This window comes from Nocardioides sp. P4_G10, from assembly GCF_056401175.1.
Map to the genome: position 1 here is coordinate 97866 of NZ_JBFUJV010000005.1, position 21964 is coordinate 119829.

The following is a 21964-nucleotide window of genomic DNA, read 5'->3' on the forward strand; positions in this document are numbered from 1 at the left end:
ACGTCAGAGACCTTGTTCCTTGAGCCAGATCAGGACCGCATCGGCCACGTCTCGCCAGCCATGGTCGATCGTGAGTGAGTGCCCGCGACCTTCGAACTGCTTGAGCTCGGTCACCGCCGACGACTTGCGGTACTGCTTGAGGGTCGAGCGAGTGACGACGTCCGGCACCGTGTGGTCCTCCAGCCCCGAAATGAGGAGAAGAGGCCCGCGAGTCTGGTTGCCGGTCTCGACGGCGGCCGGTGAGTGCAGGGAGAAGTTGGCCACGGCAGCCTGGAACAGCGGTCTCGCGGGCGACGGAATGGTCCAGGACTCGAACAGCTCATCGGACTCCTCCTGACTGACCGCGTTGCCGAAGCCGAACCGGAACTCCTCCTTGGTCAGAGCGACGGCACGATGACGATTCGCCGGATTCCCGAGCGCAGGCAGGCCGGCCCGCAGCTGCGAGAGCGGCAGCGGCAGCACTCCCCTGATCTGGGCGGGGTCTATGGCGACCCCAGCGGCGCCGACTCCCTCCCCGAGCAGCTTCTCGGCCAGGAGACCACCGAAGGAGTGACCGACGAGCACCGGCGCGGCACCCAGCTGCTCGATGATCGAGGTGAAGTGTCGCGCAGCCTCATCGATCCCGATGTCTGCCACGAGCTCGGGTTGCTCGCGTGCTGCCGCGACTGTTCTCGGCTCGTTCGGCCAGCCAGGAGCGATCGGCTCGTAGCCGTTGTCCCGGAACAGCTCCATCCACGGGCCCCAGCTGGTGGCGTGCAACCACAGACCGTGGATGAACACGACGGGTGTCGGAGTTCTTGGCATGAGGAGGACCTCTCTCGAAGAGCTCGGCAGTGGCGTCCGAGCGCAGATCGAGCCAACACCCGCGTCACCTCGACGGTCCAATACCTGTTCCTGCCCGACCGATAACCAGCCCGCTCCTCGAGCGAGGTCCGACACCGAGTGAATCCGCTATCGTGAGAATGCGGGCTCGGCGTACCGCGGTGCTCCGACCGGCAGGGGTGACGGCATGGATATCGACCTGCGCCTCGTGCGCTACTTCGTCGCGGTCGCCTCCGAGCTGCACTTCGGCCGCGCAGCCGCCCAGCAGTTCGTCAGTCAGCCCGCGCTCTCCAAGCAGATCAAGAAGCTCGAGACCCAGGTCGGGGAGCCGCTGCTCGTACGCGACAGCCGGCACGTCAGCCTCACGCCCCGCGGCGAGCGGTTCTACGACGATGCGCAGCAGCTCCTCGCCATGGCAGACCGGCTCCAAAGACCGGCCCGCTCCCCAGGTATTCGGGTCGCCCACATCCATGAGCTCGCGACCAGCCGCGACGTGTGCGACGCCTTCGCACTTGCCTTTCCCGACACGCCGTTGCTCGAACACGCCATGGTCAGCGACGCTCAGCTGGAGGCCCTCCTGGCCAACCGGCTGGACGTCGCGATCCTCCGGGTCACGCCCGCGATGGTTGCCCGGCATCCGCACGGATGGAGCCATCGGCTGCTACGCATGGAGCCCATGCTCATCGTCGGAGCAGTCGATGAGGACGACGCGCACGTGGCGTCGCTGCTCGACCTCCCGCTCGCGGTCTTCGGTGACCCGATTGACTCCGGCACCTACAACGCATACGGCGAATACCTGACCGCGCTCGAGCAGGACCTCGACGTCACGATGAGGTGGCTCGGCACGCCAGGCGCCTTCAGCCACTGCCTGGCCCACGTACGACGAGCGGACCCGCCGCTCAGACACTTGGAGTTCCTCACCTACGCCGAACGCTACGCCGCCGCCGGACTCCCGACTCGGCGGCCGCGAGAGCGTCAGCCGTACTACCCCTGGTCGCTCGCGTGGCGCGACGACGACACGAGCCACGCGACCGTCGAGTTCCTCCGGGTCGCTCAGGACGTCTCGAGCGAGCGTGGCTGGCTTGACCTCTCCGGTCATGCTCCCCCATGGCTGCCGACAGACGAGCCGGTCCGCGCCGAAGCACTCGGCCCTGAAACCGACAGTGGGATTCGAATACAGACCCGGCACGCCCACCCGGCTCTGCCGTGGGATCCCGACAAACGCGTCAGTCCGAGGCCCGCCGTTCACAAGTAGGTGCACCGGGGCGGAGTCCTCGACTTGTTCAACCTTGTTTGCTGCGTCGTTTCGCAGCCTGTGAGCTTCGAGAGAACGTCCCGATCTAGAGCGATGAGTGCGCGCGTCTGTCGATGCGGCAGCGACGATTTACACGCGGAGAGGATTGGCGCTGTTGGCGGACCGATGGACACCAGTCCGCGTCCTGGAGCATCCTGAAAGTCGCGGACGGATCTGGAGACCGGATGAGCGCGCTGCCACGACCGGACATCCCGCCGGGGCCACACCGGCAGCTGGTCAACGCGCTGCACGGCCTCCACCACCGCGCCGGCTGGCCTAGCCTCCGCCGGCTCGCCATCGCGGCCGGCTGCTCCCACACCACCGTCTCCAAGGCGTTCTCCAGCACGGCGCTGCCCACTTGGGGCACTCTGGAGCTCCTCGTCGAGGCCATGCACGGCGACACCACCGCCTTCCATGACCTTTGGCTGGCCGCTTCGAGTCCCACCGTCGCCCACCCCGCACCTTCGGCGGCCCGGATCGCTGGCCGACGCACGGAGCTGGCCGCCGTACGGGACCATCTGCAGACCGGCACCGGTCTCCTGCTTGTGACCGGAGAAGCCGGCATCGGCAAGACAACTCTCGTTGCAGCCGCCGCCCGCAACGCCGACGCCTTGATCGCCACCGGTCACTGCCGCCCGCTCTCGGCCTCGGTGCCGCTGCTCCCCATCGGCGAACTCCTCCGTCAACTGCTCGAGGACTCCGAGTGGTTCTCCACGGCGCTTGAGTCGTGCCCTCGTTACGTCGCGTCCGCGCTAGCGCCGCTGCTACCCGAGATCGCCATCCTGCCCTCAGCCGCGCCGACCTTCGACGTCGCCCAGCAGCAGCTGTTCAGCGCGATCCCGACCTTCCTCATGGCCCTCACCGAGACGAGGCCCCTGGCAATCCTCATCGAGGACCTGCATTGGGCCGACTCGGCCACGCTCGACCTCCTCGAAACGATCGTCGTCCGGAGCGTCGACGTGCCCCTCGTCGCGACGTGGCGCACGGACGACCTGGACACGCCCCCCGGGCACGAGTCGTGGCGCGCGCGCCTCGCTCGACTGACGAACAGCGTGACGCTGGGGCCACTGTCTGTCGAGGACACCGCGACCCAGCTCGCGCTGGTGCTAGGGCACCAACCCGACACCCAGGAGACCGAACGCATCTTCCGACGCAGCGGCGGGCATCCTCTTTACACCGAGCAGCTCGCCCTGGTCGCCAACAGCGACGAGAGCGTGCCAGCCGCCCTTGTCGACCTCCTTGGCCAGCGGCTCTCGGCGCTCGATGAGGACACCTGGCGCCTCGCTCGAGCACTGGGCGTTGCCGACCGACCCCTGACGCCAGAGCAACTGGCCTCGATCGTCGGCGCGGAAGGCGATCTCACCGCCCAGCTGCGCACGCTCATCGGTTACCAGCTGCTGGCTCGGGACACCGGCCCCGACATCCGGCTGCGCCACCCCCTGATCGCGGCCGTCATCCGCCAGCAGCTCGTACCGGGAGAGGCAACCGAGATCCACCGGCGCCTGGCCGACATGCTGGCCGGGCTGCCCGACCCCCCGGCGTCCGAGATCGCCGAGCACTGGCGGGGTGCCGGAGTAGCCGAGACAGAACTCAGCTGGCGGATTCGGTCCGGCGAGGCTGCGGACCAACGCTTCGCGAGGAGTGAGGCGTTCGCCGAATGGTCACGAGCCCTGGAGCTTTGGGACCGCGCCGCCACCGGAGGAAATGACGACCCATTCGCACTGGCCCGGATTCACACGAGGGTCATCGAGTCGGCAATCGGGAGTGGGGCCGATGCCGGCGCGGTCAGACAGCTCGTTGAGCGAGCCATGGCCGCGGAGGTGCCGGAGCAGGGTCGCGCGGAAATCCTGCTCCGCGCCGGTGATCTCGAATGTGCCTTCGGAGATGAAGAAACCGGCCTCCGGCTGATCCGCGAGGCGGTGGTCATCAACGACCGGTACCCGCCGACCGCCGAGGCCGGCCACGTTCTTGAGGTCAGCGCACTGGTCAACGCCTCGCTCGGACGGTTCAACGACGCCATGGCCGACGTGGACAAGGGCACCCGGGTGGCCGATCAGGTGGGCACTCCCGCACTGCGTCGGCGGATGCTGGCGGTGGCCGCAGACATGCGGGCAGAGCGGGGCGAGCACGCCGACGCGCTGAGACTGGCAGCGGAAGCACGCACGGCGTTGCCGGCGGCCGATGACCCCGACACCGCGATCCGGGTGGCAGCGCTCGAGACGAACGTGCTCCTGATGACCGGCGCGCCGGCAGCTGCACTCGTCACTGCAGCCCGGGAAGCACTTCGCGAGGCCGACCGGTGGGGCATGACCGGCATCTCCGTTGACGTGACCATCGCCAACGTGGCGGAGGCCCATCTCCGCGAAGGTGACGTGGCATCGGCTGAACGTCTCGTTGGCCCCCGCGTGCCGGGGTTGTCGGTGTTCGAGCTGCGCTACACCCAAGCCGCGCACGCGGCGGTGGAGATGCGCCGTGGGCGGCTCGAGGCGGCAATCGAACTCCTTGTGGCCCTGGTCTCGGTCGGCAACTACTCCGCTGGCGCAGCCGAGATCGACCTTGTTCTTGCCGATGCGCTGTTGTGGGGCGGTCGACCCGAGGAGGCGACCGAGCGGCTCGTTCGTGCGGGAGAGATGCTCCTGAAGACCGGGTACGCCGCGGGCGCGCGGCGGCTGTTGGTGGCGCTCGCGCGGTCCGAAGCGGACCTCGCCATGAAGCGGCGAGCCAGCGACGCGCAGCGGCAAGAAGGCCACCAAAGGCTGCTCAGTGCGCGTCAGTCTGCGACCCCAGATCCCCTAGATGACGCGGCGCAAGGACCCGACGTGCCTGGAAACGCGCTCGTGTGGCGGGCCGAAGTGGCGCGGCTCCTCGGCGAGGAACGCATGGGGTACTGGGTCGAGGCGGCGACGGAGTGGGACCAATTGCGCCGACCCCACGACGCTGCCTACTGCCGCTGGCGGGCAACACAACTGGCGTCGCCTGACGGCCAAGGCACACTGGCGGCACGCCTGCGGAGACGCGCCGCGAAGGACGCACACGGGCACGAGCCCTTGTCACAGGCCATCATCGGGACCGCGGCGCGCGGTCGGTGACCCCCTGCACTGCCCGGACCCACCACCTGGCACATGCCCGGAACTGTCCAACGCGGTGCACGACCTGCACCACCGCGCGTGATGGCTCAGCCCAAAGGTGCCTCGCACCGGTCGCGGGGCCGTGCGCAGAAACCTGCCGAAGTCGCACGCATGACGCGGATCCCAGCTCGTGACGCACCGCACTGACACGCAGCTCGTCACGTCACCCCACCGGGATCTGCGCGACAAGTGCGTTCACCCGGTGCGTCTTTTCGCCGCCTGTCGCCGCAGCTCAAGCATCCGAATCCGTCGCAATGGGCGTTGCCCGGTCAATGGCTAGGCAGTGAGCCGCTGAGTCGCTCGTGGCGCTCGGCGCTCGTAGCGTTGAGGCCGATGATCTCGACGGTCTTGGCCTTGCGGTGGTACTTGGTGGCGATGGCGTCGAGGGCCGCGACGGTGGAGGCGTCCCAGATGTGGGAGGAGGAGAGGTCGATGACGACGTGGTCGGGATCGTCGGCGTAGTCGAACTGCGTGTAGAGGTCGTTGCTGGAGGCGAAGAACAGCTCGCCAGTGACGCGGTAGACGGCGGACGTGGTGCCGTCGCGGTTGGTGACGAGCTCGCGGTTGGTCTCGGTGAGGTGGGCGACCCGGCGGGTGAACAGCGTCATCGCGATGAGGACGCCGACACCGACGCCGATGGCCAGGTTGTGACTGAGCACGGTCACGACGACGGTGGCGGCCATGACGGTGGTCTCGGACTTCGGCATGCGTCGCAGTGTGGCGGGCTGGATGGAGTGCCAGTCGAACGTGCCGACGGCGACCATGATCATCACCGCGACGAGAGCGGCCATGGGGATGAGGGCGACCACGTCACCGAACCCGACGACGAGGATCAGGAGGAACACGCCGGCGAGGAAGGTCGAGAGGCGGGTGCGGGCGCCGGAGGCCTTCACGTTGATCATCGTCTGGCCGATCATCGCGCAGCCGCCCATGCCGCCGAAGAAGCCGGTGATGACGTTCGAGGCGCCCTGGCCCCACGCCTCGCGGGTCTTGTCGGAGTGGGTGTCGGTGATGTCGTCGACCAACTTGGCGGTCAGCAACGACTCCAGCAGCCCGACCAAAGCCATGGCGAGCGCGTAGGGGGCGATGATCTCGAGCGTGTGGAGGGTGAGCGGGACGTCGGGGAGGAACAGGGTGGGGAGGCTGTCGGGCAGCTCCCCTTCGTCGCCGACGTCGGGCAGGCTCAGGCCGGCGACGAGGGTGAACGCCGTGAGCGCCCCGATGGCCACCAGGGGTGACGGCACGACCTTCGTGACCCTCGGCAGGGCGACGATGACGGCGATGCCCACGGCGACCATCGGGTAGACGAGCCACGGCACGTCGACCAGGTGCGGGAGCTGCGCGAGGAAGATCAGGATCGCCAGGGCGTTGACGAAGCCGACCATGACCTGCCGAGGGATGAACCGCATGAGCCGCGCGACACCCACCAGACCGAGGACGACCTGCAGCAGCCCGCCCAGCAGGACCGTGGCGATCAGGTAGTCGTACCCGTGATCACGCATGACGGGCGCGATCACCAGCGCGATGGCGCCTGTCGCGGCGGAGATCATCGCAGGACGTCCGCCCAGGAAGGCGATGGAAACGGCCATGGTGAAGGACGCGAACAGCCCGACTCGGGGGTCGACTCCGGCGATGATGGAGAACGAGATGGCCTCGGGGACGAGGGCGAGCGCGACAACGAGTCCGGCAAGGACCTCGGTGCGCAGCATCTTCGGGGACCGCAGCGCGCCGCGTACGGTCGGCTGCAAGGCCGGTGCCGTGGCAGTGGGGGCAGACAAGACGGGGATGCTCCGTTCGGGCGTGACACGCTGGGCCGGGGCGGGGCGGCTGCGTGAGAACCGCAGTCCCCGCCCGACACGTGTTGGACGAGAGGGTGCGCACACCCCGAGTCGAGCGCACCGGCGGGGCGTCCTGGGGTGTCTGTACTGGCGTCGGTGCCAGTGGAAGTCTGCGATGAACTCTACCCTTACGTGAGGGTAGGGTTGGAATCGTCATCAAGGAGGAGAACGTGGGCGACGAGCCCGTCCTGCACATCGGCGAGGTCGCCGCCCGCACCGACCTGTCCCTGCGAAGCTTGCGGCACTGGGAGGAAGTCGGGCTCCTCAAGCCTTCCGGGCGCAGCGGCGGCGGGTTCCGTCTCTACACCGAGGCCGACGTCGCCAAGATCCTCGTCATCCGCCGCATGAAGCCCCTCGGATTCAGCGTGGACGAGATGAAGGCCGTCATGAGCGACGTCGAGACCCTCGCCCACCCGAACCTCACCGACGACGAAACCTCCGCAGCTCGCCTGCGGCTCGCCGCAACCCAGCAAGACGCCTCACGACGGCGCGAGAAGCTGGTGGCCCAGCTCGCCATGGCGGACGAATTCATCGAACTGGTCAACGCCCGCCTCGGCTAGCGCCTCAGAGTCGGCAAGCCCTCTCAGATCGGCCGCGACGAGTGCGTCACTCCGCCCCTGTCGGTAAAGGTCCGGATCTGGCGAGATCTGCGCACTAGCGACTCCTGCGACCACGGACGGTGCTCAGTTCAGGTCGTATGCCTCACGGAAGAGCAACGCAGCGTTCCTGTACAGGTCCAAGTTCTGCAGGCCCGGACCGGAGACCTCGTAGCCATGCGAGGCAGCAGTCGAGTGTTCAGCCGACAACCACTCGGCCATGGAGTCCAACCAGTCCACGAGGGCCTGAGCGGTGGAGCGATCGAGGTTCGGCGGCGGCGGGAAGGGCGCGTCCCGTCACGTCACCCGACACGGATGATCCGAGAGCGTCGGGAGTGGACAAGCCTTGTCCCATGAGCGATCGCACGTTCCCGGGACGACCGTGAGGAGGACCCATGAACGACGTCATCGGTGAGACCCTCCCCCTGGCCCTCGGCGTCGCGATCAGCCCGATCCCGATCATCGCGGCCATCCTGATGCTGCTCTCCCCCAAGGCGAGAGGCACCAGTCTGGGATTCCTGCTCGGGTGGGTGCTCGGGATCCTGGTCGCTGTCGTCGCCTTCACCTTCCTCGCATCCGTCCTCCCCGAGGCGGACGACAGCTCGTCCAAGCCGGTCGCCGGCACGATCGAGATCGTCCTGGGCGCGCTCCTGCTGGTCCTCGCGATCAAGCAGTGGCGATCGCGGCCCGCCGGCGACGCCGAGCCTCCCCTGCCGCACTGGATGCAGGCCATCGACACCATGACCGCCGGACGGGCCCTGGTCCTGGGCTTCCTGCTGTCCGGACTGAATCCCAAGAACCTGCTCATGGGAGCCGCCGCTGGTATCGCGATCGGGTCCGCCGACATGACGACCAACGGCTACGTCGTCACCATCGCGGTCTACACCGTCGTCGCGGCGTGCACCGTCGCTGTCCCCGTCATCGCCTACCTGGTCGCCACGGACAAGATGGCCGCCCCGCTCGCCAGCCTGCGCACGTGGTTGGTGCACAACAACTCCACCGTCATGGCCGTGCTGCTGCTCGTCATCGGCGTCGTCCTCGTCGGCAAGGGCATCGGCAGCTACTGACGTCCCCATCTGCCCGTTGGGCGGGCGGACCTTGGCGAGATGCGCGACGTGCCGTCAGGTCACCTCAACCGGGTGAAGTGAGCAACCATCTGCTCGCAGAGGCTGCTCGCGTACCTGACCACAACCATGATGTCCGGTCCACTACTGGTCTTGTCGACCATCGCCTCGGCTCGAGAGGAACGCGCTCATGCAGACGTCCGACGACTCCGCGGAGATCACCACGCAGACGTACTTGTACGGCTTTCCGCTGGTGTTCAACCTCGATCAGGTGACGCGCTACGTCACCGAAGGGGTGGGGGCGAACCCGGCAGCGCCGTTCAACAGCTTCAGCCACGCCCGGAAGCTGGCCGGGCCACAAGACACGTTCGTGACGATCAACAACGACACGGTCTACTCGATGGCTCAGCTCGACCTCAGCGTCGGGCCAGTGGCGCTGCACGTGCCGGACACCGGTGGCCGGTACTACGTGCTGCAGTTCGTCGACGCCTGGACGAACAACTTCGCTTACGTCGGCCACCGCGCCACCGGCACGAGGGAAGGCGACTTCCTCCTGGTCCCACCCGACTGGGACGGCCCCACCCCCGAGGCGCAGACCCTGATCCAGTTCCCCACCACGGTTGCCTCGATCGTCGGACGCTGGTCGGTCGCCAGCGACGAGGACCTGCCGGCCGTGCACGCACTCCAGGACGCGACAACCCTCAGCCCTGTCGATGCCGCCGCGGTGGCGGTTGGCCTCGCGGCACCGGATCCCGGCGTGCCGGACGAGCTGATGTTCCTGGAGACGCTGCGCGTGTGGTCGCAGCAGTTCCCGCCCGCCGACCGCGACAGGCCGCTCCAGGAAAGCCTCGCCCCGATCGGTACGACGCAAGCCGGCGCCTCGCCGTACCTCACGATCTCGGACGAAGAAGTGGCATCTCTCGCCGCTGCGCTCGAGGATGCGAAGGCGACGCTCCACCAGGCACTCGTCTCGGGTCACAGCCCGGAGGTGAACGGCTGGAAGCTCACCTTCCACGCCTTCGACTACAACCTGGACTTCTTCGAGGTCGGAGCGCTCGACGACGACACGTTCAAGATCTCCGATCCGAAGCTCCGCATCGTCGAGCGAGCCGCCGCCGCGATCGGTGGCCTCTGGGGCAACCATCCCTACGAGGCGGCGTACATCATGACCTACCTCGACGACCACGGCGAGCAGCTGAACGGCGCCAACACCTACACCCTGCGCTTGAACCCGACCCCACCGGTCAGGGCCTTCTGGTCTCTCACGATGTACTCCGTTCCCGACTTCTACCTCGTCGACAACCCGATCAACCGCTACTCGATCGGCGACCGCACACCCGGAGTCATCCTCGACGACGACGGCGCCCTGACCATCACGATCAGCCACGAACGCCCCGGGGGGACCAAGGAAGCGGCCAACTGGCTCCCCAGCCCAGCAGGCGATTTCCGCCCCGTCATGCGCATGTACGAACCCGACGCGGCGATACTTGACCAGAGCTACGAGTTTCCCGCCATCACCCGAGCCTGATGTCCCAAAGCAACGCAAAGCCCTGCGCAGGTAGCGGCCCTCGCTTCTGCCACACGCACGGGTCTGCCGCGATCAGCTCGACCGGATCTGCCGATGAGCGGGCGCGGACTCTCACTGAGACAGGTTGGTCAGGTGCCGTCGACTTCCGCCTCTAGAGCGGCAACCTCGGCTATGACTTCTGTACGGCGTTTCTCGAGGTTCTCACGGTCCTTGGAAGTCATCCGCCGGAACTGCATGTCCATCACAGCCGATGACTGCACCTCCGTGAACCCGTACCGCTGTTCAAGTACCGCCCGTGCGGCAGCACCTCGGCCTCAGGGGATCCACGGGATGCGGCAGATCCGGGCTCCCGGCACACCTGCGGCAGTAGCCTCCGGCCATGGGGGAAGAGACGACCACCGAACCGCTCGACGACATGGCCGCGGCCGACTGGCTGGTGTCGGCCATCCCCGACTTCCATGGCCGGGTCATCGACCTGGTCACGGACACCTTCCCCGCGTACGCACGGATCTTCCATCGCCCCGATCAGGGCCTTCCCCACAGCGATCGGCCGAGCTCGTGGGCCGCGATGGCCGAAGACCGCGGCACCGTGTTCCACCCCGCTGCGCAGTTCACCGACCTGGCCCGTGAGGCCTATCAACCGGATGGAGAACGGATCCCGGGACCGCGGTTCGGGACACTCGATCGGATCACCCTGCCGCTCGTCATCGATCACCTGAACGCGCACACCGCCACCCCCGAGGTGTGCTGGTCCGCCCTGTGGGTCGGTTTTGGGAACTCTCCCGAACGATGGCGCGCCAAGCCCGGCTTTCGGCTGCCCGGTCGCGAGTACTGGCTCTTCTCGGGCGCGTTGAAGGACGTGGTCGATCTGTCGTCCGAGTTCGAGACCGCCGGACTCTCCGACGACTGGCGCAGGATGACTCGCGAGATGGGCATCATCCACTCACCCACGATCTGGTGGCCTCTTGACAGGTCCTGGCTGGTCCACTCGGAGATCGACTACGACTCCACGATCGTGGGCGGCACGCCTGCGCTGATCCACGAGCTCGTGGCGGACTCTGAGATCGAGGCTCTGCAGGTTGACGGAGACATCTCGCTGTATGCGAACGGCGACAGGATCAACGGCTCGTATCCGAGTGGCTGGCCGCAGAACGACTGAGGCTACGGCTCGCCACGAGAGTCGGGGGGATGCGACATCGGCATGAGCGCGGCGTTCAGGCGGTCCGGTCCTGGTGAACTCGCGGCGGCTGCTTCGCTTGCATGATCGCCTCGTCCCGCCGGGTGAGAACGAACATGCCGACCCAGAACCCGGAGATGGCACATGCGCCTGCGACGACCCTCAACGCTCGAACAAGCGCATGGTCGGCGGCAGCCACAGCCGACTCATCGAGATACTCGGCGACTGCAGCGAAGTACACCGCGAGCCCGCACACGACGAGGGAGAGCATCCCCACCACGCGGAGCAGCATCGGGTGGTCCGGTCGCTCGCCCTTGACGGGCTGGATCGTCGCGGGCTGTTCCTCGTTGCTCGTCGACACGGCTCCACCTTCTCACCCGGCCACGTCAGTCGCGCGCACATCGGCAAGAGCGGATGCTCGGTTCGCGGCTACTAGGAGACTTCCCGCAGGATCGGGGTCTGGCCAGACTGCGATCCAGGTGATCGGCGGGACGCTCTCATTGCGGCTGCCCACCCGGTTTCGGGTGTGGCTCACATCTGGACTGCGACCCGTCGACCACCGTGACGAGGAGTGGCTCCAGAGGGGTCTGCCCAGCTCGTAGTAGCAATGCCCACCTCGTCGTCCATTGGCACCGGCCACAAGACGAGGTGAGCAGATGAGCAACACGAAGAAGGGCGTGATCATCGGGGTCGATCCCCACAAGATGTCGGCGACCATCGAGGTCGTCGACACCCACGAACAGCTACTCGGTGGCGGTCGGTTCGACACCACCAACGCCGGCTATGCCGCCATGCGCCGTTATGTGAAGCAGTGGCCCGACCGCGTTTGGGCGGTCGAGGGCGCCAACGGCGCCGGCCGTCCGTTGGCGCAAAGACTCGTCGCGGCAGGCGAACGGGTCGTCGATGTTCCGGCCAAGCTCGCAGCGCGGGTGCGGCTCTTCGACACCGGTCACAACCGCAAGACCGACGCCCTGGACGCCCACTCCATCGCCGTCGTCGCGGTCCGCACCGAAGGGTTGCGGGTGGTGGTCGAGGACGGTGGACTCGAGGCGCTGCGGATGCTCACCGACCGCCGCGACGAGCTCGCCCACCAGCGGGTCCAGACGGTCAACCGGCTGCAGCGCCTGCTCAGCGAACTGCTGCCTGGCCAGCGCAAACGCGACCTGTCCGCCACCCAGGCCAAAGCCATGCTGGCCACCATCAGGCCCCGCGACATCGTCGGCAAGACCCGGCGCCGGATGGCCGCCGAGGAGATCGCCGACCTGGTCGCGGTCGACGCAAAGCTGAAGAAGATCAAGGCCGAGCTGAAGGCCGCGGTCCTCGCCCGCGGCTCGCACCTGATGGACATCTATGGCGTCGGACCAGCCGGCGCGGCCCGTGTCCTGGCCGACGTCGGCGACGTGGCCCGGTTCGTCGACCGGAACCGGTTCGCGTCCTGGACCGGGACCGCACCACTGGACGCCTCGTCCGGTGAGCAGACCCGGCATCGCCTGTCGCGGGCAGGGAACCGGCGGATGAACCACCTGCTGCACGTCGCGGCGATCGTGCAGATCCGTCACGACACCGAAGGCCGTGCCTACTACCGACGCAAGCTCGCCGCGGGCAAGACACCGATGGAGGCCCTGCGGTGTCTGAAGCGACGCCTGTCCGACGTCGTCTACCGCCAGCTCGTCGCCGACGCCGGGCGCAGCCCGCAGCCGGATGAGGCGAGTCCGGGAGGGCACTGCGGGGCGACACTTCAATCCAGCGCGGCCGACTCACACCCGCACATCGACACTTCGGATCAGCCACTTCCCGGACCCGCAGATCGGACGCTACGCCGACCATCTCTCGGTCGGAAGACCCTCACTCCAAGCGCTCCTTGACACAGAGGGGTGCCAGATCCGGACAGTCCTGGTCTAGCGTTCAGGCCGTGGCCGACACCCGTCTTCCTACGCCTGGATGGCGCGCAGTCGGCATGTGTTGGGACGGCGAGGAGTTCGACCTCGGCGGCGTGAATCCGTGGGAGCACGAGTGGGAGCGTTCCGAGCCAGAGCGCATCGTGGTTGCGCATCCGGAGTACCCCGCTCGGCGCCATGACGTTGACGTGTGGGTGATCCACGCGCCCGACAGAGTCGTGCGATTCGCGGCGGGCGAGATGTCCAACCTGGCGTGGGCCTTCTTCTTGCCGATACACGACTGACCTCAGTCGGTTGAGTGTCCGCGCATCGGCAGATCCGTACGTTCGGCGCAGAGAACTCCGCCAGATGCTCGTGGAGACGTCCCGGCGGGGTGACGCTCATGGCGTGATTGGCGCAAACGACGTTCTTGCATAGCCCTGACGATCCGCTCCGGCCACCAAGCACTCCGGTTTGGCGCGGCAGATCCGAACGCTCAACGGTTGAACCTCGGCCGCCGTCTCAGGTGCAGGAAGCGAAACGCCGCTTCCGGTCGCTGAGTCGAGTCCGTGTGCACCTGTGTCAGGCCGTGCGCCGTCAGCTCGCCACTGGCCGCGAGACGAGACGAGGGTCGGACGTCGCATCACATCTGCAACCGCGGGTCTTCGCTCGGGTCGTCGTACGGGTCCGGACACCCCTTCTCGACGGCGTCGAGATCCAGCTCGAAGTGCCACGGCTCGTTGTCGTACACCTGGCACAGGCCGTAGTCGGCGCCGTGCTGCGCCAGCCAGTCGACGGCACTACTCGGCCCCAGGTCGACGGCCGCGCCCGACTCGTGCACGGACGTGCCGGGCCGCGCGACCCAAGCCGCGGCCGCGGCCTCCGAGCCGTGCTCGGCGACTGCCTCCTCGAACAGCAGCGACTGGTACGCCTTCGACCGCCACCCGCTGTTGACAATGATGCCGACGCCCTGAGCGGACGCGTCCACCGTGGCGGCGCGGAGCTCCTCGAGGAGCCGGCTGTCCAGTCGGATCAGCCCGGGGTGGTCGTCGTACACCGTCGCGCCGGCAGGCAGCATGCCGTCCGCGAAGCCACGCGACGCTCCGGACGGCGGCTGGGGCGGACCTTCGGGGACCGGGGCCGGCAGCGCGACGAACGACGACGGGTCCTGGGTTGGTGCGCAACCGAGGGCGAGCATCGCGACGAGGGCGAGCGCAGAGGGGAGACGTCGTGTCATGCGACCAGTGAAGAGAGCGCGACGTTGYCGCAGCGTATGCCGTTTTCCATACGCCGAGCACACACGGCCCTCTCTACGATCGGGACATGCGCGTGCTGATCGTCGAGGACGAGCCCCTGATGGCGGGCGCCATCCGCGACGGCCTGCGGCTCGAGGCGATCGCAGCAGACGTCGCCGGTGACGGCGATACCGCACTCGAGCTGCTCGGGGTGAACTCCTACGACATCGCCGTCCTCGACCGCGACATCCCGGGGCCCTCCGGCGACGAGGTCGCCGCGCAGATCGTCGCGTCCGGCTCGGGCCTGCCGATTCTCATGCTGACCGCCGCCGACCGGCTCGACGACAAGGCGTCCGGCTTCGAGCTCGGCGCCGACGACTACCTCACCAAGCCGTTCGAGCTTCGGGAGCTGGTCCTCCGACTGCGCGCCCTGGACCGCAGGCGCGGTCACCACCGGCCACCGGTGCGTGAGCTCGCTGGGCTGCGCGTCGATCCGTTCCGGCGCGAGGTGCACCGCGACGGACGCTACGTCGCCCTCACCCGCAAGCAGTTCGCCGTGCTCGAGGTCCTCGTCGCAGCTGAAGGCGGGGTGGTGAGCGCCGAGGAGCTGCTGGAGCGGGCCTGGGACGAGCACGCCGACCCGTTCACCAACGCCGTACGCATCACGGTGTCCGCGCTGCGCAAGCGCCTCGGCGAGCCCTGGGTGATCGCCACCGTGCCCGGGGTGGGCTACCGCATCGACGTGTCGGACGCCGACCGTCGTGGCTAGGCCGCCCGGCCCCAGCGTCCGGCTGCGGCTGACCCTGAGCTATGCGGGCTTCGTGCTGGTCGCGGGCACTGGGCTGCTGGTCGTGGTGTGGGTCTTCCTGCTGCGCTACGTGCCCGACGAGGCCGGGTCGACCAGTGGACTCGGCGCGCCGGACGGCGCCTTCGGCAGCACGTTCATGCCGGGCCGCTCCGACCTCTGGAACGCCTTCGCACCCAAGGCCGCGCTGATGATGGGCCTGCTCCTCGTCGTCGGGCTGGCCGGCGGCTGGGTCCTCGCGGGCAGGATGCTCGCGCCGCTCGACCGCATCACCGCAGCCACCCGCGCCGCAGGCAGCGGCGCGCTCGACCACCGCATCCGGCTGCCCGGCCGCGACGACGAGTTCCGCGAGCTGGCCGACGCCTTCGACGCCATGCTCGAGCGCCTCGAGCGCCATGTCGCCGAGCAGCAGCGATTCGCGGCCAACGCCTCGCACGAGCTGCGTACGCCGCTCGCGATCACCCAGACGTTGCTCGACGTGGCCGCGAAGGACCCCGACCCGGACGTCGACCTGCTCGTGGAGCGGCTGCGCACGGTCAACACCCGGGCCATCGACCTCACCGAAGCGCTGCTGGTGTTGAGCCAGGCGGACCAGCGCAGCTTCGAGCGAGAGCTCGTCGACCTGTCGCTCCTCGCGGAGGAGGCGAGCGAAGTGCTGCTCCCGCTCGCCGAGGACCGCGGCGTCACGATCACGACCGCGGGCGAGGCGGCTGGGACGTCTGCCTCACGCGCGCTGCTGCTCCAGCTGACCACGAACCTGCTGCACAACGCGATCGTGCACAACGTGCCGTCCGGCGGCGGCGCGTGGGTCACCACCCGGACCACCGAGTCGGGGGTTGCCCTCGTCGTTGAGAACACCGGCGACCGCCTCGATCGAGTCCTCGTTGCGACGCTGGCCGAGCCGTTCCGACGTGGCTCCGGACGGCTGCACGACGACCACGGGGGCGTCGGCCTCGGCCTTGCGATCGTGCAGCGGATCGCCGCGGCGCACGACGGGACGCTCTCGCTCGACCCGCGTCCGGGCGGGGGGTTGGTCGCAACCGTCAGCCTGCCGCGACGCTGACCGGTGAACACCCCTCACCGGACGTGTGGCTGCACGTCACACGCTCCGGGTGATGCCCTGCGCCGCGCGGCGCTGGACAGTGATCGGGCGGTGTCGTGGCGGCGCGACCTCCCGTCGACGAAGGGAGCGAAGGATGCCTGTCACCTCTGACGAGCCAGCGGCTCGACTCACCGATGCCCAGGTCGGCGAGGTGTTGGCACTGGCGAGGGACGCGGACAGCGTCGAGCTCAAGATGACGGTGCCGGACTCCTACCGGCGGCAGGCAGCCGCCTCCCTGGGGGTCGACCCGCTCGACGCCCAGATCCGGCAGGTGTACTTCTTCGACACCCCCGACCTGGCCCTCAACGCGGTCGGTGTGGTCGCCCGGGCCCGCCGGGTCCAGGGGCGGGGGGACGACTCCGTGATCAAGCTGAGGCCCGTGGTCCCCGCGGACGTCCAGGAGGAGCGGGCATCCGACAACCTGGTGGTCGAGGTCGACGCCATGCCGGGTGGCTTCGTGTGCTCGGCGTCCATGAAGGGCGTGCTCGGCTCGAAGGCCGTCAAGGAGGTCGCGGCGGGACGCAAGGGCATCCGCACGCTGTTCTCCAAGGAGCAGCGGTCGTTCTACAAGGCGCACGCGCCCGAGGGCGTGGCGCTGGACGACCTGTCCATCCTGGGGCCCATCACGGTCTTCAAGCTCAAGATCCGACCTCCGGAGCTGAGCAGGCGCATCGTCGCGGAGCTCTGGTTCTATCCCGACGGGTCGAGGATCCTCGAGCTGTCGGCCAAGGCCGCGCCCTCCGAGGCCTTCCAGGCCACGGCCGAGCTGCGGGCCTTCCTGGCCGCCAAGGGCCTGGACGTCTCGGGCGAGCAGCAGACGAAGACGAAGACAGCGCTCGAGTTCTTCGCTGCCGAGCTCTCCGGGGATTCGGGCGCCGCGCCGGCCGTCGGGCCGGGGTGAACCGGACAGTCCAGCGGTCCCATGAGCCCCGGTGTGCCGCCTGACAGCGTCGTAGCCTCCCCTGCGAGGTCCGTCCTCCGCTTCCTGCCGATCCTCGAGCAGGTGCGCCAGTACCAGGGGGACTGGCTGCGCGGTGACCTCGTCGCCGGTGTCGTGGTGGCGGCCCTGATCATCCCCAAGAACCTCGGCTACGCCGAGATTGCCGGCGTGCCGCTCGAGAACGGGCTCTACGCCGCCGCTGCCGGGACGATCCTCTACGCCCTGTTCGGCACCTGCCGCCAGATCTCGATGGGTCCCAGCTCGGGCCTGGCGGCCGTGGCCGGCGGCGCGGTGCTGGCGGCCAGCCTGAGCGACCCCGCCGACGCGGCCACCCTGGTGGCGGGCATCACGCTGACGAGCGGCTTGTTCTTCCTCGCGCTCGCAGTGTTCCGGATGGGGTGGTTGTCCCAGTTCCTGTCCCGGGCTGTCGTCACCGGGTTCCTCTTCGGCGCAGCCATCGACGTCGTCATCGGCGAGCTGCCCAAGCTGACCGGCACCGACAGCGAGGGCAGCAGCTCGTTCCAGGAGCTCTGGTCGTGGCTGTCCACGCTGGACCAGGCGCACCTCGCCACCGTGGTGGTCGGGGTCGTGGCCCTCGTCGTCGTCTTCGGCCTCCGCTGGATCGCCCCGCAGGTCCCCGGCGCGCTCGTGCTGCTCGTGGGCGGACTCGTCGCGTCGGGCGTGCTGGATCTCGGGGACCAGGGGGTCGCCCTCGTCGGAGACATCCCGAGAGGGCTGCCGTCGTTCGAGGTGCCCGATCCCGGCCTGCTGGTGGACCACGCCGGCACGGTCCTCGTGGCCGCCTTTGCGCTCGTGATGATCGGTTTCTCCCAGACCGCGGGGGACGCCCGGGCGATGGCAGCCAGGCACCACTACCGGGTCGACATCGATCAGGAGTCCGTCGCCCAGTCAGCCGCCAACATAGGCGCGGGCGTCCTCCACGGGATGCCGGTCTCCACGAGCCTCTCCGCCACCTCGTTGAACGACCGGTCGGGCGCGCGCACCGGTCTCGCGTCGCTGACGTCGGGAGTCACCGTCCTCCTGGCACTCCTCTTCCTCGCCCCCCTCTTCTCGTCGCTGCCCAAGCCGGTCCTCTCCGCCTTGATCATCGAGGCCGTCGTCATGGGGATGATGGACTTCGAGGAGATGCGACGCCTGCGCAGGGTGTCGAGGGCCGACTTCTGGGTGGCCGTGGCGGCGATCCTCGGGACCCTGGTGTTCGGCATCCTCGCCGGTGTGGTGATCGGCATCGCGCTGTCCCTGGTGTGGCTCGTGTACGTCGTCACGCACCCGCTCGTGTCGACGCTCGGCCGTGAGCACGGCACGCAGGTGTTCCGGGACCTCGACACCCATCCCGAGGACGAGACGACCCCCGGGATCGTGGTGCTGAGGATGGACGGCGGGGTCTTCTTCGCGACTGCTGACGCGTTCGTCGACCAGGTTCGCGCCGCCGTGCTCGATCCCGGCGTGGGCGGCGTGGTGCTGCACTTCGCGGGCGTCAACTTCATGGACTCCCAAGGGGCGGCGACGGTGTCGGAGATGATCCGGATGGCGGAGGAGTCGGATGTGGAGCTGCGGTTGGCGGCTGTCCGGCCGGGGGTGCGAGACGTGCTCGAGCGGGAAGGTGCGGTGGACCTGTTGGGGGCCGATCGCATCCACGGCAATGTCCACCGAGCCGTGGCCGCGCTGGGAGCGACCCGCTTCCTGCCGGTTCACGGGTCCGGGGACTCCGAGAAGGATGAGAGACAGTGACCATGAGCGACCACACGATCCACCCGTCCGCGCCGGCCGTCGTTCCACGCTGGGAGTGGCGCACGTTCGGCGACGCCCTCGACGCCCTCGACGCCCTGGCACCGTTGCGGACCACCGCGCCCGTCGAGAGCGACGAGACCTACGTCCTGTCGATGCACGGCGACGCCTCGGTCAAGGTCCGCGCGGGAGTCCTGGACGTCAAGGTCCTGCAGCGGCTGAGCGGCGCCGGTCTGCAGCTGTGGGTGCCGACGATGAAGGCCCCCTTCCCGCTGGATGCCGCAGCGGTCGCGGGCGCCTTCGCCGCGCTCGGCGTGCCACCGCCGGAGACCCGGCGGACCGATCTCAGCCTCGAGCAGCTGCTGCAGGAGCTGGTCGCTCCGCGTGACGACCTGCGGCTCGTGGAGATCCACAAGCGCCGTCGCCGGACGCTCGTGGACGACTGCATGGTCGAGCTCACCGAGGTGAGCGCCGAGGGAGTGACCAGCCGGACCGTCGCCGTGGAGTCCCCGGACCCGGGCCTCGTGTCGCGGACGATCGGCCGGCTGGGGCTCGACGGTCGGCCCAACGTCTGCGTCGCCAGGGGGCTCAAGTCGCTGCTCGGGTGGGGACCGAGGCGGTTCGCCGTCCTCGACGTCGGCACGAACTCGGTCAAGTTCGCACTCGGTCGGCGCGACGATGGTGGCACCCCGCGGATCGAGACGGAGACTGCCGTGGTCACCCGGCTCGGCGAGGGCCTGGTGGCGGCAGGTGGGCTGACGGCCGCCTCGATGGGCCGCACGGTCGACGCCATCGAGGGCCTGGTCGACGACGCCCGACGAGGGGGTCCGCTCGACATCGTCGCCGTGGGCACGGCGGGGCTACGACAGGCATCGAACCGGGACGAGTTCCTCGCGGCCGTCCACGGCCGCTGCGGGGTCACCGTGGAGGTCATCTCGGGCCGGGACGAGGCACGGCTCGCGTACATGGCCGCCGTGTCGACCCTCCCGCTGACGGGTGACCGGCTGCTGGTGTTCGACTCCGGCGGCGGCAGCAGCCAGTTCACCTTCGGGAGCGCGGACCGGATCGAGGAGCAGTTCAGTGTCGACGTGGGCGCCGTGCGGTTCGCCGAGCGCTTCGGGCTCGCGGACGCCGTGCCCCGCGAGACCGTCGACGCGGCGCTCGACGCGATCGCGGCCGAGCTCGCCGAGCTGGCGGACCGACCTCGACCGGACATGGTGATCGCGATCGGAGGCACCTCCACCAACCTGGCGGCCATCAGGCACGGCCTGGACCGCTACGACCCGGACGTGGTCCACGGGACCGTCGTCGACGTGGACGAGGTGGACCGACAGATCGAGGCGTTCCGGACTCGCTCCACGGAACGACGGCGTGAGATCGCCGGCCTGCAGCCGGCCCGGGCCGAGGTGATCCTCGCCGGGGCGTGCGTCGTCCGCACGATCCTCAGGCTCACGGGGCAGGACGCCGTGACCGTCAGCGACCGCGGGTTGAGGCACGGTGTCATCGCCGAGAGGTTCGGTACCCCGCGACCTCGGTGAGCCTGCAGGCCGCGTCGGCTCAGCCCCGCGCTCGCCGCTCGTCGGCGGCGAGGCGCAGGTCGCGCCAGTCGGTGACGGCGAGCCGCGATGCCGAGGCCAGCTGCGCGAGGTCGCCCGAGGCGACGGTCCAGACGTCCTCGACGACCTCGGGCGGTGGGGCCGCGTCGCCGTGGCTGTCGTGCCAGGCGAGCTCGAGGAGCTCCAGGAGGTCGAGCGCAGCGTCGGCCCGGTCGCCGTACTCCAGCGTCGCGCGGTCGCGTGCGCCCTCGCGCCGCTCGTCCCTGCTGCGCGCCGCGACCGAGTGCGGGACCCGTCCACCGCTGCCGGCGCCGACAGCGCCGTCCCGGACCATCACCAGACGGGCCGTCGCGGTCGGACCGTGCTCATCGTGTGCAGCAACGCATCGCGGCGTACCGCCCGCACCTCGCCCAGCTTCACCTGGCACTCCCAGCAGCGGTCGGTCGGGACGCAGCACATCGCGTCACGGACCTCGGCCTCCAGCTGGTCTGCGTGGGCGCTCCTGCTCAGGACGCTTCCCATGGTCTTCCTCCCCTGTCGTTGCCCTTCGAGTGTGACCGGGGCAGCGACACGGCCGCATCAGCATTACTACCGATGTCTGGACCGGTGCCCCGGACCAGCGGGAGCAGCCCGACCGCTTCGCACGGCGATACCCTGCCGGCGTGCCCGTGACCGTACGTCGAGCGAACGAGGCCGACGCCGCGGGCCTGTCCCGGCTCGCGGGGCTCACCTTCCCCCTCGCCTGCACCCCGCAGACCCCGGCCGACCTCCTCGCGGCCCACATCGCCACGCGGCTCGACCCGGCGAGCTTCCGTAGCCACGTCGGCGACCCGGCCTGCACCCTGTTCCTCGCCGAGGACGGGACGGGCGGTGACCCGGTCGGTTACACGATGCTGGTCCTCGAGGAGCCGTCCGACCCGGACGTCGCGCGAGCCATCCGCCACCGCCCCACGGTCGAGCTGGTGCGGTTCTACGTCCACCCGGAGCACCACGGCTCGGGGACGGCCGGGCTCCTGATGGAGCACACGCTCGCGGCGGCCGCCGGCACCGAGGCGCGGGGGGCCTGGTTGGGGGTCAGCGAGGAGAACGCCCGCGCCAACGCCTTCTACGCCCGCCACGGCTTCGAGCCGGTCGGACGCAAGAGGTTCCACATCGGGGACGCCTGGGAGGACGACGTCGTGCGGGAGCGCGTGCTCCTCACCTCGTAGCCGTCTCCGCACCGGTCCATACCGGTCAACCCGTTCCGGGGACAG

General features: G+C 69.1%; 20 protein-coding genes. 14 read left to right on the forward strand and 6 right to left on the reverse strand.

The window, feature by feature from the left end; all coding sequences use genetic code 11:
- Positions 1-3 precede the first annotated feature (3 nt).
- Positions 4-804 carry an alpha/beta hydrolase gene (locus AC1DP1_RS08760; protein WP_477506539.1) on the reverse strand — a complete coding sequence of 267 codons (801 nt, stop codon included), beginning with the start codon at positions 802-804 and terminating at the stop codon, positions 4-6.
- Positions 805-1009: 205 nt separating this feature from the next.
- Between AC1DP1_RS08760 and AC1DP1_RS08765 the strand changes: the two genes are divergently transcribed.
- Positions 1010-2077: a LysR family transcriptional regulator gene (locus AC1DP1_RS08765; protein WP_477506540.1), complete on the forward strand. Its 1068-nt coding sequence runs from the start codon at positions 1010-1012 to the stop codon at positions 2075-2077.
- A 224-nt stretch (positions 2078-2301) separates the two neighbouring features.
- Positions 2302-5205: an ATP-binding protein gene (locus AC1DP1_RS08770; protein WP_477506541.1), complete on the forward strand. Its 2904-nt coding sequence runs from the start codon at positions 2302-2304 to the stop codon at positions 5203-5205.
- A gap of 308 nt (positions 5206-5513) precedes the next feature.
- On the opposite strand, the gene AC1DP1_RS08775 is transcribed toward AC1DP1_RS08770, so the two are convergent.
- On the reverse strand, positions 5514-7022 hold the full coding sequence (locus tag AC1DP1_RS08775; protein WP_477506542.1) for a SulP family inorganic anion transporter: 1509 nt from the start codon (positions 7020-7022) through the stop codon (positions 5514-5516).
- 230 nt (positions 7023-7252) lie between these two features.
- On the opposite strand from AC1DP1_RS08775, the gene AC1DP1_RS08780 reads away from it, so the two are divergent.
- The 4 genes from AC1DP1_RS08780 to AC1DP1_RS08795 all read left to right on the forward strand — a co-directional run bounded on the left by AC1DP1_RS08780 (position 7253) and on the right by AC1DP1_RS08795 (position 11429).
- The gene (locus tag AC1DP1_RS08780) at positions 7253-7642 is read left to right on the forward strand and encodes a helix-turn-helix domain-containing protein (RefSeq protein ID WP_477506543.1); all 390 of its coding nucleotides are present in this window, start codon (positions 7253-7255) and stop codon (positions 7640-7642) included.
- A gap of 431 nt (positions 7643-8073) precedes the next feature.
- Positions 8074-8745, forward strand: coding sequence for a GAP family protein (locus tag AC1DP1_RS08785; RefSeq protein ID WP_457188324.1), 672 nt, complete (start codon positions 8074-8076; stop codon positions 8743-8745).
- 268 nt (positions 8746-9013) lie between these two features.
- Positions 9014-10270 (forward strand): DUF1254 domain-containing protein, encoded by a 1257-nt coding sequence (locus tag AC1DP1_RS08790; protein ID WP_477506544.1) that lies wholly within the window; start codon positions 9014-9016, stop codon positions 10268-10270.
- A gap of 379 nt (positions 10271-10649) precedes the next feature.
- Positions 10650-11429 (forward strand): hypothetical protein, encoded by a 780-nt coding sequence (locus AC1DP1_RS08795; RefSeq protein ID WP_477506545.1) that lies wholly within the window; start codon positions 10650-10652, stop codon positions 11427-11429.
- A gap of 55 nt (positions 11430-11484) precedes the next feature.
- Here AC1DP1_RS08795 and AC1DP1_RS08800 read toward each other — a convergent pair whose 3' ends face one another.
- Positions 11485-11808, reverse strand: a complete 324-nt coding sequence (locus AC1DP1_RS08800; RefSeq protein WP_477506546.1) for a hypothetical protein — start codon at positions 11806-11808, stop codon at positions 11485-11487.
- Positions 11809-12103: 295 nt separating this feature from the next.
- On the opposite strand from AC1DP1_RS08800, the gene AC1DP1_RS08805 reads away from it, so the two are divergent.
- Together AC1DP1_RS08805 and AC1DP1_RS08810 are read left to right on the forward strand one after the other, a co-directional pair.
- A complete protein-coding gene (locus AC1DP1_RS08805; protein ID WP_477506547.1) occupies positions 12104-13312 on the forward strand; it encodes an IS110 family RNA-guided transposase in 1209 nt (402 codons plus the stop codon).
- 47 nt (positions 13313-13359) lie between these two features.
- Positions 13360-13629, forward strand: coding sequence for a hypothetical protein (locus AC1DP1_RS08810; protein ID WP_477506548.1), 270 nt, complete (start codon positions 13360-13362; stop codon positions 13627-13629).
- A 338-nt stretch (positions 13630-13967) separates the two neighbouring features.
- On the opposite strand, the gene AC1DP1_RS08815 is transcribed toward AC1DP1_RS08810, so the two are convergent.
- Positions 13968-14561: a M15 family metallopeptidase gene (locus tag AC1DP1_RS08815; protein ID WP_477506549.1), complete on the reverse strand. Its 594-nt coding sequence runs from the start codon at positions 14559-14561 to the stop codon at positions 13968-13970.
- A gap of 86 nt (positions 14562-14647) precedes the next feature.
- Between AC1DP1_RS08815 and AC1DP1_RS08820 the strand changes: the two genes are divergently transcribed.
- The 5 genes from AC1DP1_RS08820 (at position 14648) to AC1DP1_RS08840 (ending at position 20693) form a co-directional block, all read left to right on the forward strand.
- A complete protein-coding gene (locus AC1DP1_RS08820) occupies positions 14648-15328 on the forward strand; it encodes a response regulator transcription factor (protein WP_477506550.1) in 681 nt (226 codons plus the stop codon).
- Positions 15321-16427 carry a sensor histidine kinase gene (locus tag AC1DP1_RS08825; RefSeq protein ID WP_477506551.1) on the forward strand — a complete coding sequence of 369 codons (1107 nt, stop codon included), beginning with the start codon at positions 15321-15323 and terminating at the stop codon, positions 16425-16427. Before AC1DP1_RS08820 ends, AC1DP1_RS08825 begins: the two co-directional genes overlap by 8 nt.
- 133 nt (positions 16428-16560) lie before the next feature.
- The gene (locus AC1DP1_RS08830) at positions 16561-17367 is read left to right on the forward strand and encodes a hypothetical protein (protein WP_477506552.1); all 807 of its coding nucleotides are present in this window, start codon (positions 16561-16563) and stop codon (positions 17365-17367) included.
- A 33-nt stretch (positions 17368-17400) separates the two neighbouring features.
- Positions 17401-19158, forward strand: coding sequence for a SulP family inorganic anion transporter (locus AC1DP1_RS08835; RefSeq protein ID WP_477506553.1), 1758 nt, complete (start codon positions 17401-17403; stop codon positions 19156-19158).
- Between the two features lie 2 nt (positions 19159-19160).
- The gene (locus AC1DP1_RS08840; RefSeq protein WP_477506554.1) at positions 19161-20693 is read left to right on the forward strand and encodes a Ppx/GppA phosphatase family protein; all 1533 of its coding nucleotides are present in this window, start codon (positions 19161-19163) and stop codon (positions 20691-20693) included.
- 19 nt (positions 20694-20712) lie between these two features.
- Here the strand turns inward: AC1DP1_RS08840 and AC1DP1_RS08845 are convergent, their stop codons facing one another.
- A complete protein-coding gene (locus AC1DP1_RS08845; protein ID WP_477506555.1) occupies positions 20713-21048 on the reverse strand; it encodes a hypothetical protein in 336 nt (111 codons plus the stop codon).
- Positions 21045-21233, reverse strand: a complete 189-nt coding sequence (locus AC1DP1_RS08850) for a hypothetical protein (protein WP_204811145.1) — start codon at positions 21231-21233, stop codon at positions 21045-21047. Before AC1DP1_RS08850 ends, AC1DP1_RS08845 begins: the two co-directional genes overlap by 4 nt.
- Positions 21234-21373: 140 nt before the next feature.
- On the opposite strand from AC1DP1_RS08850, the gene AC1DP1_RS08855 reads away from it, so the two are divergent.
- Complete coding sequence (locus AC1DP1_RS08855; protein ID WP_477506556.1) at positions 21374-21919, forward strand: N-acetyltransferase family protein; 546 nt, start codon at positions 21374-21376, stop codon at positions 21917-21919.
- The last annotated feature ends 45 nt before the right edge of the window (positions 21920-21964 follow it).

What these genes read in the sequence shown, in the direction of transcription:
- AC1DP1_RS08805 (WP_477506547.1), top strand. Translation starts at nt 12,104, where the DNA reads ATGAGCAACACGAAGAAGGGCGTGATCATCGGGGTCGATCCCCACAAG.
- AC1DP1_RS08795 (WP_477506545.1), top strand. Translation starts at nt 10,650, where the DNA reads ATGGGGGAAGAGACGACCACCGAACCGCTCGACGACATGGCCGCGGCC.
- AC1DP1_RS08815 (WP_477506549.1), bottom strand. Translation starts at nt 14,561, where the DNA reads ATGACACGACGTCTCCCCTCTGCGCTCGCCCTCGTCGCGATGCTCGCC.
- AC1DP1_RS08770 (WP_477506541.1), top strand. Translation starts at nt 2,302, where the DNA reads ATGAGCGCGCTGCCACGACCGGACATCCCGCCGGGGCCACACCGGCAG.
- AC1DP1_RS08840 (WP_477506554.1), top strand. Translation starts at nt 19,161, where the DNA reads ATGAGCGACCACACGATCCACCCGTCCGCGCCGGCCGTCGTTCCACGC.
- AC1DP1_RS08765 (WP_477506540.1), top strand. Translation starts at nt 1,010, where the DNA reads ATGGATATCGACCTGCGCCTCGTGCGCTACTTCGTCGCGGTCGCCTCC.
- AC1DP1_RS08850 (WP_204811145.1), bottom strand. Translation starts at nt 21,233, where the DNA reads ATGGGAAGCGTCCTGAGCAGGAGCGCCCACGCAGACCAGCTGGAGGCC.
- AC1DP1_RS08760 (WP_477506539.1), bottom strand. Translation starts at nt 804, where the DNA reads ATGCCAAGAACTCCGACACCCGTCGTGTTCATCCACGGTCTGTGGTTG.
- AC1DP1_RS08785 (WP_457188324.1), top strand. Translation starts at nt 8,074, where the DNA reads ATGAACGACGTCATCGGTGAGACCCTCCCCCTGGCCCTCGGCGTCGCG.
- AC1DP1_RS08830 (WP_477506552.1), top strand. Translation starts at nt 16,561, where the DNA reads ATGCCTGTCACCTCTGACGAGCCAGCGGCTCGACTCACCGATGCCCAG.
- AC1DP1_RS08820 (WP_477506550.1), top strand. Translation starts at nt 14,648, where the DNA reads ATGCGCGTGCTGATCGTCGAGGACGAGCCCCTGATGGCGGGCGCCATC.